12 protein-coding genes are annotated in these 14,165 nt (G+C 71.8%); 9 read left to right on the top strand and 3 right to left on the bottom strand.

All coding sequences use genetic code 11. The features are described from left to right. The first annotated feature begins 188 nt into the window (after positions 1-188). Positions 189-2,603, top strand: a complete 2,415-nt coding sequence (locus ACIRD3_RS17030) for a RelA/SpoT family protein (protein WP_402217060.1) — start codon at positions 189-191, stop codon at positions 2,601-2,603. A gap of 84 nt (positions 2,604-2,687) precedes the next feature. On the opposite strand, the gene ACIRD3_RS17035 is transcribed toward ACIRD3_RS17030, so the two are convergent. Further along, positions 2,688-3,917: a DUF349 domain-containing protein gene (locus ACIRD3_RS17035; protein ID WP_402216728.1), complete on the bottom strand. Its 1,230-nt coding sequence runs from the start codon at positions 3,915-3,917 to the stop codon at positions 2,688-2,690. 266 nt (positions 3,918-4,183) lie between these two features. After that, on the bottom strand, positions 4,184-5,029 hold the full coding sequence (locus ACIRD3_RS17040; protein WP_402216730.1) for a peptidylprolyl isomerase: 846 nt from the start codon (positions 5,027-5,029) through the stop codon (positions 4,184-4,186). Between the two features lie 267 nt (positions 5,030-5,296). On the opposite strand from ACIRD3_RS17040, the gene ACIRD3_RS17045 reads away from it, so the two are divergent. From ACIRD3_RS17045 to rpsD, 8 genes are all read left to right on the top strand, one after another. Further along, positions 5,297-6,004 carry an MBL fold metallo-hydrolase gene (locus ACIRD3_RS17045; RefSeq protein ID WP_402216732.1) on the top strand — a complete coding sequence of 236 codons (708 nt, stop codon included), beginning with the start codon at positions 5,297-5,299 and terminating at the stop codon, positions 6,002-6,004. A gap of 11 nt (positions 6,005-6,015) precedes the next feature. After that, positions 6,016-7,278, top strand: coding sequence for a histidine--tRNA ligase (gene hisS, locus ACIRD3_RS17050; protein WP_402216735.1), 1,263 nt, complete (start codon positions 6,016-6,018; stop codon positions 7,276-7,278). Continuing rightward, positions 7,275-9,065 (top strand): aspartate--tRNA ligase, encoded by a 1,791-nt coding sequence (gene aspS / locus ACIRD3_RS17055; RefSeq protein ID WP_402216737.1) that lies wholly within the window; start codon positions 7,275-7,277, stop codon positions 9,063-9,065. Before hisS ends, aspS begins: the two co-directional genes overlap by 4 nt. A 95-nt stretch (positions 9,066-9,160) precedes the next feature. Beyond that, on the top strand, positions 9,161-9,670 hold the full coding sequence (locus ACIRD3_RS17060; protein ID WP_402216738.1) for a GNAT family N-acetyltransferase: 510 nt from the start codon (positions 9,161-9,163) through the stop codon (positions 9,668-9,670). Between the two features lie 100 nt (positions 9,671-9,770). Then, complete coding sequence (gene ppk2 / locus ACIRD3_RS17065) at positions 9,771-10,589, top strand: polyphosphate kinase 2 (RefSeq protein ID WP_402216741.1); 819 nt, start codon at positions 9,771-9,773, stop codon at positions 10,587-10,589. Between the two features lie 112 nt (positions 10,590-10,701). Then, positions 10,702-11,319 carry an antibiotic biosynthesis monooxygenase gene (locus ACIRD3_RS17070; protein WP_402216744.1) on the top strand — a complete coding sequence of 206 codons (618 nt, stop codon included), beginning with the start codon at positions 10,702-10,704 and terminating at the stop codon, positions 11,317-11,319. A 32-nt stretch (positions 11,320-11,351) separates the two neighbouring features. After that, positions 11,352-12,737 carry a replication-associated recombination protein A gene (locus tag ACIRD3_RS17075; protein WP_402216746.1) on the top strand — a complete coding sequence of 462 codons (1,386 nt, stop codon included), beginning with the start codon at positions 11,352-11,354 and terminating at the stop codon, positions 12,735-12,737. Positions 12,738-13,049: 312 nt separating this feature from the next. Then, positions 13,050-13,664, top strand: coding sequence for a 30S ribosomal protein S4 (rpsD, locus tag ACIRD3_RS17080; RefSeq protein ID WP_270148363.1), 615 nt, complete (start codon positions 13,050-13,052; stop codon positions 13,662-13,664). A 141-nt stretch (positions 13,665-13,805) separates the two neighbouring features. Here the strand turns inward: rpsD and ACIRD3_RS17085 are convergent, their stop codons facing one another. Continuing rightward, positions 13,806-14,132, bottom strand: a complete 327-nt coding sequence (locus ACIRD3_RS17085; RefSeq protein ID WP_402216749.1) for a tetratricopeptide repeat protein — start codon at positions 14,130-14,132, stop codon at positions 13,806-13,808. Between the last annotated feature and the right edge of the window lie 33 nt (positions 14,133-14,165).

Here is a 14,165-nt window from a genome sequence, read left to right on the forward strand (position 1 = left end):
ACCCGCGCGAAGGGCGGCGGTCGGAACATCCGACCGCCGCCCTTCCGTTTCCGGGCCCGGCCGGATGAACACCCGGCCGCCCGGCTCGGTACCATGAAGATTCATCCCCTCCCGGTTGTGTCCGTGCGTTCGGGCCACGGCAGGGGTCGGCCCGGTGCCCCGAGGAGTTGTCCTTGCCCGACGAGGTTGTGCCCACGGCCGCAGCGGCCGCCCCCGAAAACCGTCCCACGCCCTCGGGGGCCACCCCGGCACGCCCGGCGCCGACCTCCTCGCGTTCGCTCGCCCCCTCGGGCCGTGGCTCCACCGGCGGCATGCGCGCCCGGCTGGCCCGCCTCGGCGGTCAGCGCTCCAGCGTGCTCAACCCCGTCCTGGAGCCGCTGTTCCGGTCGATCCGGGCGAACGACCCCAAGGCCGACCCGGCGCTGCTGCGCGACATCGAGCGCGCCTACGCGGTGGCCGAGAAGTGGCACCGCGGGCAGAAGCGCAAGAGCGGCGACCCGTACATCACCCACCCGCTGGCCGTCGCGACGATCCTCGCCGAGCTCGGCATGGACGCCCCGACCCTGATGGCCGGGCTGCTGCACGACACCGTCGAGGACACCGACTACGGCCTGGAGACCCTGCGCAAGGACTTCGGCGACTCGGTGGCCCTGCTGGTGGACGGCGTCACCAAGCTGGACCGGGTCAAGTTCGGTGAGGCCGCGCAGGCCGAGACCGTCCGCAAGATGGTCGTCGCGATGGCCAAGGACCCGCGGGTCCTGGTGATCAAGCTCGCCGACCGCCTGCACAACATGCGCACGATGCGCTACCTCAAGCGGGAGAAGCAGGAGAAGAAGGCCCGCGAGACGCTGGAGATCTACGCCCCGCTGGCGCACCGGCTGGGCATGAACACCATCAAGTGGGAGCTGGAGGACCTCGCCTTCGCGATCCTCTACCCCAAGATGTACGACGAGATCGTCCGGCTGGTCGCCGAGCGCGCCCCCAAGCGGGACGAGTACCTGGCGACCGTCATCGACCAGGTCCAGGCGGACCTGCGGGGCGCCCGCATCACCGCCTCCGTCACCGGTCGGCCGAAGCACTACTACTCGGTCTACCAGAAGATGATCGTCCGGGGCCGGGACTTCGCGGAGATCTACGACCTGGTGGGCATCCGGGTCCTGGTCGACACCGTCCGCGACTGCTACGCGGCGCTGGGCACCATCCACGCGCGGTGGAACCCGGTGCCGGGGCGGTTCAAGGACTACATCGCGATGCCCAAGTTCAACATGTACCAGTCGCTGCACACGACGGTGATCGGTCCCGGCGGGAAGCCCGTCGAGCTGCAGATCCGCACCTTCGACATGCACCGGCGGGCCGAGTACGGCATCGCCGCGCACTGGAAGTACAAGCAGCGCGCCGTGGCCGGGGCGTCCAAGGTCCGCACCGACACCCCGACCCAGACCCGCAAGGACGACAAGGCCGGCGCCGTCAACGAGATGGCCTGGCTGCGGCAGCTGCTGGACTGGCAGAAGGAGACCGCCGACCCGGGCGAGTTCCTGGAGTCGCTCCGCTTCGACCTGGCCAGCAACGAGGTCTTCGTCTTCACGCCCAAGGGCGACGTGATAGCCCTGCCGGCCGGTGCGACCCCGGTCGACTTCGCCTTCGCGGTGCACACCGAGGTCGGCTACCGGACGATAGGCGCCCGGGTGAACGGGCGGCTGGTGCCGCTCGAGTCGACCCTGGAGAACGGCGACACCGTCGAGGTGTTCACCTCCAAGGCGGAGAACGCCGGCCCCTCCCGGGACTGGCTGGGCTTCGTCAAGTCGCCGCGCGCCCGCAACAAGATCCGCGCCTGGTTCTCCAAGGAGCGTCGCGAGGAGGCGATCGAGCACGGCAAGGAGGCGATCGTCCGGGCGATGCGCAAGCAGGGCCTGCCGATCCAGCGGATCCTGACCGGCGACTCGCTGGTCACCCTGGCCCACGAGATGCGCTACCCCGACATCTCCTCGCTCTACGCCGCGATCGGCGAGGGCCACGTCGCCGCGCAGAACATCGTGCAGAAGCTGGTCCAGGCGCTCGGCGGCGAGGAGGGTGCCACCGAGGACCTGGCGGAGACCGCCACGCCGACGCACGACACCCGCCGCGCGGCGCGCCGCCGGGCCAAGGGCGACCCGGGCGTGATCGTCAAGGGCGTCGAGGACGTCTGGGTCAAGCTCTCCCGCTGCTGCACCCCGGTGCCGGGCGACCCGATCGTCGGCTTCGTGACCCGTGGCAACGGCGTCTCGGTGCACCGCGCCGACTGCGTCAACGTGGAGGCGCTGAGCCAGCAGCCGGAGCGCATGATCGACGTCGAGTGGGCGGCCACCCAGTCCTCGGTCTTCCTGGTGGCCATCCAGGTCGAGGCGCTGGACCGCTCGCGCCTGCTGTCGGACGTCACCCGGGTGCTCTCCGACCAGCACGTCAACATCCTGTCGGCGGCGGTCCAGACCTCCCGCGACCGGGTGGCGATGAGCCGCTTCACCTTCGAGATGGGCGACCCGAAGCACCTCGGGCACGTGCTCAAGGCGGTGCGCGGCGTCGAGGGCGTGTACGACGTCTACCGCGTCACCTCCGCCCGCAAGTAGCGGGTGCGACGAAGGCCCCCGGGACGCTCCCCGGGGGCCTTCGTCGTGTGCACCGTTCAGAGGTCCACCCGTTCAGCGGGTGGATCAGCCGCTGAACTCCTCCTGGCTCTTGTGCGCCTGCTCCAGCAGGGTCTGCACGCCGGCCAGCTCGGACTCCAGCTTGGCGGCCTTGGCGGAGTTACCCGCCGCGCGGGCCTTGTCCAGGTCGGCCTGGAGCTTGTCGGCCTTGGCCTGGAAGAGGCCCACCATGCCGGCCGCGCGGGCCTTGGCCTCCGGGTTGGAGCGCTTCCACTCGGCCTCCTCGGCCTCGCGGATGGCGCGCTCGACCGCGTTCAGCCGGCCGTCCAGCTTCGGACGGACCTCGCGCGGCACGTGCCCGATCGCCTCCCAGCGCTCGTTGATCTCGCGCAGCGCGGCCTTGGCGGCCTTCAGGTCGGTGATCGGCAGGATCGCCTCGGCCTCGGTGGCCAGCGCCTCCTTGAGCTTCTGGTTCTCCACCTGCTCGGCGTCGCGCTCGCTGAACACCGCGGAGCGGGCCTGGAAGAACACGTCCTGCGCGCCGCGGAACCGCGCCCACAGCTCGTCCTCGATGTCCCGCTGGGCCCGGCCGGCACCCTTCCAGCGCGCCATCAGGTCGCGGTAGGCCGCGGCGGTGCTGCCCCAGTCCGTGGACGAGGACAGCGCCTCGGCCTCGGCGACCAGCGCCTCCTTGGTCTGCCGGGCCCTGTCGCGCTCGGCGTCCAGGGTGGCGAAGTGCGCCTTGCGGTGCTTGGAGAAGACCGAGCGGGCGTGCGAGAAGCGGTGCCACAGCTCGTCGTCGCTCTTGCGGTCCAGGCGCGGCAGGCCCTTCCAGGTGTCCACCAGGGCACGCAGCCGGTCGCCGGCCTCCCGCCACTGGGTGGACTCGGCGAGCTGCTCGGCCTCGGTGACCAGGGCCTCCTTGGCGGCGCGGGCCTCGTCCTGTGCCTTGGCACGGGCGGCCTTGCGCTCCTCGCGCCGGCTCTCGATCTCGCCGGCCAGCGTGTCCAGCCGCTTGGCCAGGGCGTCCAGGTCGCCGACCGCGTGCCCCTCGACCACCTGCGCGCGCAGGTGCTCCAGCGCGGTCTGGGCGTCCTTGGCGGCCAGGTCGGTGGTGCGCACCCGCTTCTCCAGCAGGCCGATCTCCACCTCGATGCCCTGGTACTTGCGCTCGAAGTAGGCGAGGGCCTCCTCGGGCGAGCCGGCCTGCCAGGAACCCACGACGCGTTCGCCGTCGGCCGTCCTGACGTAGACCGTGCCCTGCTCGTCCACACGGCCCCACGGGTCGCTGCTCATAGCGCGTCCTCCACATGACGTCGCGCCCGCGCCGGGGCGGCGCGCGTCCGTCGTCCACAGTTGATGTGCGGCGGACCGATGAGTCCGCCGTCCCCGTCCGCCCTGCCTTGCTGCCGAGGGTGTGACGGCTGGGCGGGTCCGGGCACCCTATACAACGCCAACATAGGCGACCAGGCCCGGTGCTGTCCGCATCCGGGCCGGGCGATTTCGGTCCGGGGCCCGGCGACGGCGGCCCGCAGGCCGGTCGCCGGATGCCCCGGGGATGGTCAACCCTTCGACACCGTAACGGAGTTGAGGGTCACGTCGGCCATCGGGTGGCCGTCCGAGCGGCCCTCCAGGGTGCCGGCGGCGGCGATCTTCTGCACCACGTCCAGGCCGCCGGTGATCTTGCCGAAGGGGGTGTACTTCGGCGGCAGCTGGGTGTCCTTGTAGACCAGGAAGAACTGGCTCCCGTTGGTGCCGGCGCCGGAGTTGGCCATCGCCACGGTGCCCGCCGGGTAGGTCGCGCCGGTCAGGTTCTCGTCGGCGAACTTGTAGCCCGGGTCGCCGGAGCCGCCGGGGACGGTCGCACTGGCGGTCGGGTCACCGCACTGCAGCACGAAGATGCCGTCCGTGGTGAGGCGGTGGCACTTGGTGTGGTCGAAGTACTGCTCGCCCGCCAGGAACGAGAACGAGTTCACGGTGTGCGGGGCCTTGGCCGCGTCCAGCGCGATCGTCACCTTGCCGCAGGTGGTGTCCAGGGCCATCGTGTACGAGGCGGCCGGGTCGATCGACATGGCCGGCTCGGCCTGCCACTTCTTGCCGTTGGGCGCGCCCGGCGCCGGGGTGGTGCAGCCCTCGACCGGCTTGCGGGTCGGCGTGGTCGGCTCGTTCGCCTGGGTCGGGGCGGCCTGCGCGCTGCTCGCGGCGGAGGCGCTCTTGTCCTTGTCGTCCGAGCTGAACGCGCCGGTGGCGATCAGCGTGCCGCCGCCGGCCAGGACCACGACGGCCAGCGAGGCGCCCAGGATCGTGTTGCGACGCCTGCGCGCGGCCGCCGCCGCGACCCGGCGCTCCATCTGGCGCTCGTACTTCTCGCGGGCGAGCTGCCGCCGCCGCTGTTCGCTGCTGACCACCGGCCGTGTCTCCTACGGATGTGCTGGAAAAGTGGATGGATTCCGGAGCGGATCATCGCATCCCCCGGCGGCCAAGTGTAGGGACCGGGCCCGTAAGAACGTGGTGAACCTGTCAGGCGGCCGCGTCCCACCACCCGTATCTGGTTCGCAACCGGAGCCGGACCGCCGGTAGGCTGCCCCTGAATGACCACATAGACAGCATCACCACTGGTGGTTCCCGCACCACCGGTCCTCGCCAGCCGACCGCCGCACACCCGAAGGACGCGCGTGTTCATCGCCGGATTCCCCGCTGGAGCCTGGGGCACCAACTGCTACCTGGTCGCTCCGGCGGCGGGCGAGGAGTGCGTCATCGTCGACCCCGGCCACCAGGCCGCCCGCGGCGTCGAGGAACTGGTCCGCGAGCACCGGCTGAAGCCCGTCGCCGTGCTGCTCACGCACGGCCACATCGACCACGTGGCCTCGGTGGTCCCGGTCTGCGGCGCCCGCGGCGTCCCGGCCTGGATCCACCCCGAGGACCGGTACATGATGTCCGACCCGGAGAAGGCGCTCGGCCGCTCCCTGGGCACCCAGCTGATGGGTGAACTGACCGTCGGCGAGCCCGACGACGTCCGCGAGCTCACCGACGGCAGCGTGCTGGAGCTGGCCGGCCTGCAGCTCACCGTGGACCACGCCCCGGGCCATACCGGGGGGTCGGTGACCTTCCGGACGCCCGGTGCCGAGGACCTCCCCCCGGTGCTCTTCTCGGGCGACCTGCTGTTCGCCGGCTCCATCGGGCGTACCGACCTCCCGGGCGGGGACGGCGAGGCGATCATGGCGTCGCTGGCCCGGGTGTGCCTGCCCCTCGACGACTCCACCGTGGTCCTCTCCGGCCACGGCGGTCAGACCACCATCGGCCGCGAGCGCGCCACCAACCCCTACCTCCGACAGGCAGCGGGGGCGGCCGGCGCCCCGGCTTTCCCGCGACGAGGAATGTGACGGAAGAGAAGTTGAGCACCTTCACCGCCCCCAAGGGCACCTACGACCTGCTGCCCCCCAGCTCCGCGACCTTCCTGGCGATCCGCGAGCGCATCGCCGCGCCCGCCCGCCGGGCCGGCTACGGCTACGTCGAGACCCCGGTCTTCGAGGACGTGAAGCTGTTCTCCCGCGGCGTCGGCGAGTCCACCGACATCGTCTCCAAGGAGATGTACACCCTCACCACCAAGGGCGGCGACGAGCTCGCGCTGCGCCCGGAGGGCACCGCCTCGGTGCTGCGCGCCGCGCTCCAGGCCAACCTGCACAAGCAGGGCAACCTGCCGGTCAAGCTCTGGTACTCCGGCTCGTACTACCGCTACGAGCGCGCCCAGAAGGGCCGCTACCGCCAGTTCTCCCAGGTCGGCGCGGAGGCCATCGGCGCCGAGGACCCGGCGCTGGACGCCGAGCTGATCATCCTGGCCGACGACGCCTTCCGCTCGCTGGGCCTGAGCGACTACTCGCTGCTGCTCAACAGCCTCGGCGACAAGCAGTGCCGCCCGGTCTACCGCGCCGCGCTGATCGAGTTCCTCTCCGGCCTGGACCTGGACGAGGACACCCGCCGCCGCGCGGAGATCAACCCGCTGCGCGTGCTGGACGACAAGCGCGAGTCGGTGCAGGCCCAGCTCGCCGACGCCCCGATGCTCCGCGACTACCTGTGCGAGGAGTGCAAGGCGTACGACGAGAAGGTCCGCGAGCTGCTCACCGCCAACGGCGTGGCCTTCGTCGACGACCCGAAGCTGGTCCGCGGCCTGGACTACTACACCCGCACCACCTTCGAGTTCGTGCACAACGGCCTCGGCGCGCAGTCCGCGATCGGCGGCGGCGGCCGCTACGACGGCCTGTCGGAGATGATCGGCGGCCCGGCGCTGCCGTCCGTGGGCTGGGCGCTCGGCGTCGACCGCACCTACCTGGCCCTGGAGGCCGAGGGCGTCGACCTCGACCTGCCGGCCGCCACCTCCGTGTACGCCGTCGCGCTCGGCGAGGAGGCCAAGAACCTCCTGTTCGCCAAGGTGGTCGAGCTGCGCCGGGCCGGCGTCGCCACCGACCTCGCCTTCGGCGTCAAGAGCATCAAGAACGCCATGAAGTCCGCCGACCGGTCCGGCGCCCGCTTCGCCCTGATCGCCGGGGACCGGGACCTCGCCGAGGGCGTCGTCCAGCTCAAGGACATGTCCACCGGCGAGCAGACCCCCGTCGCCCTCGACGCACTCGTCACCACCCTGAAGGAGAAGCAGCTGTGATCCGCACGCACGACGCGGGCACGCTCCGCCCGGAGCACGCAGGCACCACCGTCACCCTGGCCGGCTGGGTCGCCCGCCGCCGCGACCACGGCGGCGTGGCCTTCATCGACCTGCGGGACGCCTCCGGCACCGTGCAGATCGTGGTCCGCGACCTGGACTCGGTGCACGGCCTGCGTGCCGAGTACTGCGTCAAGGTCGTCGGCGACGTCCGCGTCCGCCCCGAGGGCAACGAGAACCCGGACATCCCGACCGGTGCCGTCGAGGTCGTGGTCAGCGAGATCGAGGTGCTCTCCGAGGCCGCGCCGCTGCCCTTCCCGGTCGCCGAGTACGAGCCCGGCACGGTCAACGAGGAGGTCCGGCTGCGCTACCGCTACCTGGACCTGCGCCGTGAGGGCCCGGCCAAGGGCCTGCGGCTGCGCTCCAAGGTCAACAACATCATCCGCCGGGTGATGGAGGAGAACGACTTCCTCGACATCGAGACGCCGTACCTCACCCGCTCCACCCCCGAGGGCGCCCGCGACTTCCTCGTCCCGGTCCGCCTGCAGCCCGGCCACTGGTACGCGCTGCCGCAGTCGCCCCAGCTGTTCAAGCAGCTGCTGATGGTGGCCGGCATGGAGCGCTACTACCAGATCGCCCGCTGCTTCCGCGACGAGGACTTCCGCGCCGACCGGCAGCCGGAGTTCACCCAGCTGGACATCGAGGCCTCGTTCGTCGACCAGGAGGACATCCTGGCCCTCGGCGAGAAGATCATCGGCGCCATCTGGCGCGAGGTGCACGGCTACGAGGTCCCCAACCCGCTGCCGCGGATGACCTACGCGGACGCCATGGGCCGCTACGGCTCCGACAAGCCGGACGTCCGCTTCGGCCAGGAACTCACCGACCTGACCGAGTACTTCAAGGGCACCGACTTCCGCGTCTTCCAGGCCCCGTACGTCGGCGCCGTGGTCATGCCCGGCGGTGCCTCGCAGCCCCGCAAGCAGCTGGACGCCTGGCAGGACTGGGCCAAGGCGCGCGGCGCCAAGGGCCTGGCCTACGTGCTGATCGACGCCGAGACCGGCGAGCTGCGCGGCCCCGTCGCCAAGAACCTCTCCGAGGAGCACCTGGCCGGCCTGGCCGCCGCCGCGGGCGCCAAGAACGGCGACGCGATCTTCTTCGCGGCCGGCAAGGAGCGCGCCTCGCAGGAGCTGCTCGGCGCCGCCCGTCTGGAGATCGGCCGCCGTTGCGAGCTGATCGACGAGTCGAAGTGGGCCTTCCTCTGGGTCGTCGACTTCCCGATGTTCGAGCCGATCGAGGACGACAAGGGCCAGTTCCAGGGCTGGCACGCGGTGCACCACCCGTTCACCGCCCCGACCAAGGAGTCGCTGGACACCTTCGACACCGACCCCGGTGCGGCGCTGTCCAACGCGTACGACCTGGTCCTCAACGGCTCGGAGCTGGGCGGCGGTTCGATCCGTATCCACCAGCGTGACGTGCAGAAGCGGGCGTTCGACGCGATCGGCCTCTCCGAGGAGGAGGCGGCCTCGCAGTTCGGCTTCCTGCTGGACGCCTTCAACTACGGCCCGCCGCCGCACGGTGGCGTCGCCTTCGGCCTGGACCGGATCGTCACGCTGCTCGGCGGGTACGACACCATCCGCGACGTCATCGCCTTCCCGAAGACGTCCACCGGTGGTGACCCGCTGACCGGTGCTCCGACCCCGATCACCCCGGCGCAGCGCCGCGAGGCCGGCGTGGACGCCCAGCCCAAGGTCCGCGAGGACGCCAAGTCCGAGGCTCAGCCCAAGGGCTGACGGAGCGTCATCCGCTAACCTGCAACGGCCCCGGACGGTCCACCCACCGTCCGGGGCCGGTCCACAACGGTGTGTGACACAGGGAGGGTTGACTCATGCCGGTCACAACGAGAGTCGAATGTCCGCAGGACGCCCCGGCGACCAGACGCGTCCACATGGCCGCGTTCCCCGGGCCGGACGAGGCGGACCTGGTGGACGCGCTGCGCCGCGATCCGGCCTGGCTGCCCGGGCTGTCGCTGGTCGCGGTCGACGAGGCCGGGCTGGTGGTCGGGCACGCGCTGCTGACCAGGCTGCAGGTCGGCGACGGCGAAGCGCTGGCGCTCGCGCCGGTCGCCGTGGCGCCCGAGTGGCAGCGCCGGGGCGTCGGCGAACTCGTCGTCCGGGCGGCGCTGTCGGAGGCCGAGCGGGCCGGGGAGAAGCTGGTGGTCGTGCTCGGCGATCCCGGGTACTACGCGCGGTTCGGCTTCACGCCGGCCGGGCGGCACGAGGTCGTCGGCCCGTTCGAGGTGCCGGACGCGTACTTCCAGGTGCTGCCGCTGCCGGCGTACGACGGCGCCCCCCGCGGGCTGTGCCGCTACCCCGAGCCCTTCGTCGTCGCGGTCTAGACCGCGCCCCGCTGCCGCGTCGCTTCGTTCCGACTGCGAGTTCGCCGTGCTGCGCCTACGGTGAGTGCTCATCAGCGGACGTCGGACGGAGGACCAGAGGGTGGCCAAGAAGCAGCGCACCGCGGAGCCGGAGCGACTGGCGAGGAGGCCGTACGAGCGGGAGCTGCTGCGGCTGCAGTACGAGCTGGTGAAACTCCAGGAGTGGGTGCGGGTCGGGGGCGCCCGGGTGGTGGTGGTCTTCGAGGGACGTGACGCCGCGGGCAAGGGCGGGGCGATCAAGCGGGTGACGGAGTACCTGAACCCGCGCATCGCCCGGGTCGCGGCGCTGCCCACGCCGACCGAGCGGCAGAAGACCCAGTGGTACTTCCAGCGGTACGTCGAGCACCTGCCGGCCGCCGGGGAGATCGTGCTGTTCGACCGCAGCTGGTACAACCGGGCGGGGGTCGAGCGGGTGATGGGCTTCTGCACCGACGAGGAGTACTGGCAGTTCCTGCACCAGTGCCCGACCTTCGAGCGGATGCTGATCGAGGCGGGCATCCTGCTGCGCAAGTACTGGTTCTCGGTGAGCGACACCGAACAGGAGCGGCGCTTCCGGGACCGGCTGGACGACCCGATGAAGCGCTGGAAGCTCTCCCCGATGGACGTCGAGTCGATCGCCCACTGGGAGGACTACTCGCGGGCCAAGGACGAGATGTTCATCCACACCGACATCCCCGAGTCGCCCTGGAACGTGGTGGAGAGCGACGACAAGCGCCGGGCCAGGATCAACATGATCGCCCACCTGCTCTCGACCGTGCCGTACCACGAGATCAAGGCGCCGCAGGTCGAGCTGCCGCCCCGCCCGGCCTCCCGCGGCTACCAGCGGCCCCCGCGCGACCTGCAGAAGTACGTCCCGGACCACGCCGCCACACTGGGTTAGCGTCCGAACGGACGCGTGGCGTTGCCGGTGCCCGTGAGGGGCCGTGCGATGGACGTGCCCACCACGGTGCGGGCGCCCGCGCGGCGCCCGCCGGACGTCAGGAGACCCGCCCATGTTCGTGCGCACCGGCTACTTCACCGGCGACCCGGCCCGGCTCGGCCGGACCCTCGACGGCCTCAGCGCGGAGGCCGTCGGCCTGCTCTCCGCCGAACCCGGCTACCGGGGCTACGGGCTCTTCGCCAACCGTGAGCTCGGGGTCTTCACCATGGGCTCCTGGTGGGAGGACGCGCAGGCCGAGCGGGACAGCGACGCGAAGCTGGGCGGGCGGCGGGCCGAGCTGGTGGCGCCCTTCGCCGGGACGGTGGCCGTCGACGTCTGGGAGGCGGCGGCCTTCGCGCCGCCCGGGGAGGGCGGGCCGGGCGGGGGCTTCCGCCTCGTCCAGGCCGAGTTCGACCCCGCCGCGGCCGACCGGCTGGTCGGGCTGTTCCGGGAGCGGACCCTGCCCGCCCTGGAACGGATGGACGGCTTCGTCGGCGGCGCCCTGCTGATCCAGCGGGAGCGCGGGCGGGCCTCGGTGGGTGCGGTCTTCCGCGACCGGGCCGCGCTGGAGGCCTCCCGCGGCCCGCAGGCCGAGGCACGGGCCCGGGTCACCTCCACGGTGGGTGTGACGGTGCGGTCGGTGGAGGAGTTCGAGGTGGTCGTGCTGGACCGCCGTCCGCCGCAGGGCTGAGCCCTGTCACCGCCCTCGCATAGGCTTCCGGTGTGGACGAACCGGACCTCTTCACCGCTGCCGCCGAGGAACGCCAGGCCAAGGAGCCCGGGCGGGCGCCGCTGGCCGTACGGATGCGCCCGCGCACCCTGGACGAGGTGGCCGGGCAGCGGCAGCTGCTGAAGCCCGGCTCGCCGCTGCGGCGGCTGGTGGCGGGCTCGCGCGGGCCGGCGGCCACCAGCTCGGTCATCCTCTGGGGGCCGCCCGGCACCGGGAAGACCACCCTGGCGCACGTGATCAGCCAGGCCGTCGAGGGGCGCTTCGTCGAGCTGTCCGCGATCACCGCCGGGGTCAAGGAGGTCCGGGCGGTGATCGACGGCGCCCGCCGGGCGGTCGGGATGTCCGGCCGGGAGACGGTGCTCTTCCTCGACGAGATCCACCGTTTCTCCAAGGCCCAGCAGGACTCGCTGCTGCCGGCCGTGGAGAACCGCTGGGTCACCCTGATCGCGGCGACCACCGAGAACCCGTACTTCTCGGTGATCTCCCCGCTGCTGTCCCGCTCGCTGCTGCTCACCCTGGAGTCGCTGACCGACGAGGACGTCCGGGCGCTGCTGCGCCGCGCGGTGGTCGACGAGCGCGGCCTGGAGGGTGCCCTGGAGCTGAGCGAGGAGGCCGAGGACCACCTGGTGCGGCTGGCCGGCGGCGACGCCCGGCGGGCGCTCACCACGCTGGAGGCGGCGGCCGGGGCGGCGCTGGAGAAGGGCGAGCCGACCATCACGCTGGCCACCACGGAGACGGCCGTCAACCAGGCGGCGGTGCGCTACGACAAGGACGGCGACCAGCACTACGACGTGGCGAGCGCGCTGATCAAGTCGATCCGCGGCAGCGACGTGGACGCCACCCTGCACTACCTGGCCCGGATGATCGAGGCGGGCGAGGACCCGCGGTTCATCGCCCGCCGGCTGATGATCTCGGCCAGCGAGGACGTCGGGCTGGCGGACCCGACGGCGCTGCAGACGGCGGTGGCGGCCGCGCAGGCGGTGGCGCTGATCGGCTTCCCGGAGGCGCGGATCATCCTCTCCCAGGCGGCGATCGCGCTGGCCCTGGCGCCCAAGTCGAACGCGGCCTACCTGGCGATCGACGCGGCGCTGGCGGACGTCCGGCAGGGCCTGGCGGGCGCGGTGCCGGCGCACCTGCGGGACGCGCACTACGGCGGCGCGGGCAAGCTCGGCCACGGCAAGGGCTACCAGTACCCGCACGACCTGCCGGAGGGCATCGCCACCCAGCAGTACGCGCCGGACGCGGTGCACGGCAAGGAGTACTACCGGCCGACCCGGCGCGGCGGCGAGGCCCGGTACGCGGACGTCGTGGAGTGGACCAGGGGGCGGCTGCGCGGGGAGCGCAGGCACGAGAAGCAGGCCGGGGACGAGGGCGAGTGATCCACCGGTATACTCGATCGGAGTGCCATGTCCCGGGACGGCGGCGGGGGAGACCCCACCGACCGGCCGCACCAGCGGGACACCGGCCGTAGGCCCCTTCCGAGGGGCCCGCACCAGGAGCGTCGCGCACCGTTTCGGTGTCGCGGGCGGGCCCAGTCCACTGGGCCGGTCCGTGTGACAAGCACATTCGTGCCCGGCTCTGGAGAGCGGCTGATCCCGTCGCGCAGGCGGCGGGGTTTTCTCCGGGTCGCGAGATGCGACCTCCGTCAACACCTGGTGAAGCCGTATTCGTAAGCAAGGAAGGTTTGGTTCATGGCGAACCAGAAGCGCCCCAAGGTCAAGATCGCGCGTGCGCTCGGCGTGCCGCTGACCCCGAAGTCCGTCAAGTACTTCGAGGCCCGCCCGTACCCGCCCGGCCAGCACGGCCGTGGCCGCAAGCAGAACTCGGACTACAAGGTCCGTCTGCTCGAGAAGCAGCGTCTTCGCGCCCAGTACGACCTGAGCGAGAAGCAGCTGTCGCGTGCGTTCGACCGCGCGAAGAAGGCCGAGGGCAAGACCGGTGAGGCGCTCGTCGCCGAGCTGGAGACCCGTCTGGACTCCCTGGTCCTGCGTTCGGGCATCGCCCGCACCATCTACCAGGCCCGCCAGATGGTCGTCCACGGCCACATCGAGGTCAACGGTGGCAAGGTCAACAAGCCGTCGTTCCAGATGAAGCCGGGCTACGTGGTGACCGTCCGCGAGCGCTCCAAGGAGAAGGTCCCCTTCCAGGTCGCCCGTGAGGGTGGCTACGCGGGTGAGGGCCAGACCCCGAAGTACCTCGAGGTCAACCTGAAGGCCCTGGCCTTCCGCCTGGACCGTGCGCCGCAGCGCAAGGAGGTCCCGGTGATCTGTGACGAGCAGCTGGTCGTCGAGTACTACTCGCGCTGACCCGCTCCGCTCTTCGCGGGACCACGAGCGAGCCCCCGTCGCCTTTCGAGGCGGCGGGGGCTCGCCCCTTTCCCGGTCGCGTTCTCCGGTCGCGGCCGGTCGGCCGTGGCCGATGAGCCGGGGCCGGTGAGCCGGGGCAGGTCAGAGGCTCTCGCCGGCCATCGCGGCGGCCAGCCGCAGGTGCGGGCGGGCCTCCTCGGCGCGGCCCTGGCGCTCCAGGGTGCGGCCGAGCATCAGCCGGGCGTAGTCCTCGGCCGGGTCGGCCTCCAGGATCCGGTGCAACTCGGCCTCGGCGCGGCCGAGTTGGGCGGAGTGGTAGTAGCTGCGGGCGAGCAGCAGCCGGACCGAGAGGTTGGCCGGCTCGTCGGCCAGCACGCCCTCCAGCATGCGGGCGGCGTCGCTGTACGCCTTGGAGTCGAAGTAGAACTTCGCCATGCGGTACTCGTCGGCGGCGTTGTGGACGGCCATGGTGCTCCTTCCGGGTGGATCCTTGCCTCCTCA

The organism is Kitasatospora sp. NPDC093550 (assembly GCF_044764985.1).
Taxonomy (GTDB): Bacteria; Actinomycetota; Actinomycetes; order Streptomycetales; family Streptomycetaceae; genus Kitasatospora.

Coding starts and splice junctions, on each gene's coding strand:
- rpsD (WP_270148363.1), top strand. CDS start 13,050: ATGGCGAACCAGAAGCGCCCCAAGGTCAAGATCGCGCGTGCGCTCGGC.
- ACIRD3_RS17085 (WP_402216749.1), bottom strand. CDS start 14,132: ATGGCCGTCCACAACGCCGCCGACGAGTACCGCATGGCGAAGTTCTAC.
- ACIRD3_RS17035 (WP_402216728.1), bottom strand. CDS start 3,917: ATGAGCAGCGACCCGTGGGGCCGTGTGGACGAGCAGGGCACGGTCTAC.
- ACIRD3_RS17060 (WP_402216738.1), top strand. CDS start 9,161: ATGCCGGTCACAACGAGAGTCGAATGTCCGCAGGACGCCCCGGCGACC.
- ACIRD3_RS17070 (WP_402216744.1), top strand. CDS start 10,702: ATGTTCGTGCGCACCGGCTACTTCACCGGCGACCCGGCCCGGCTCGGC.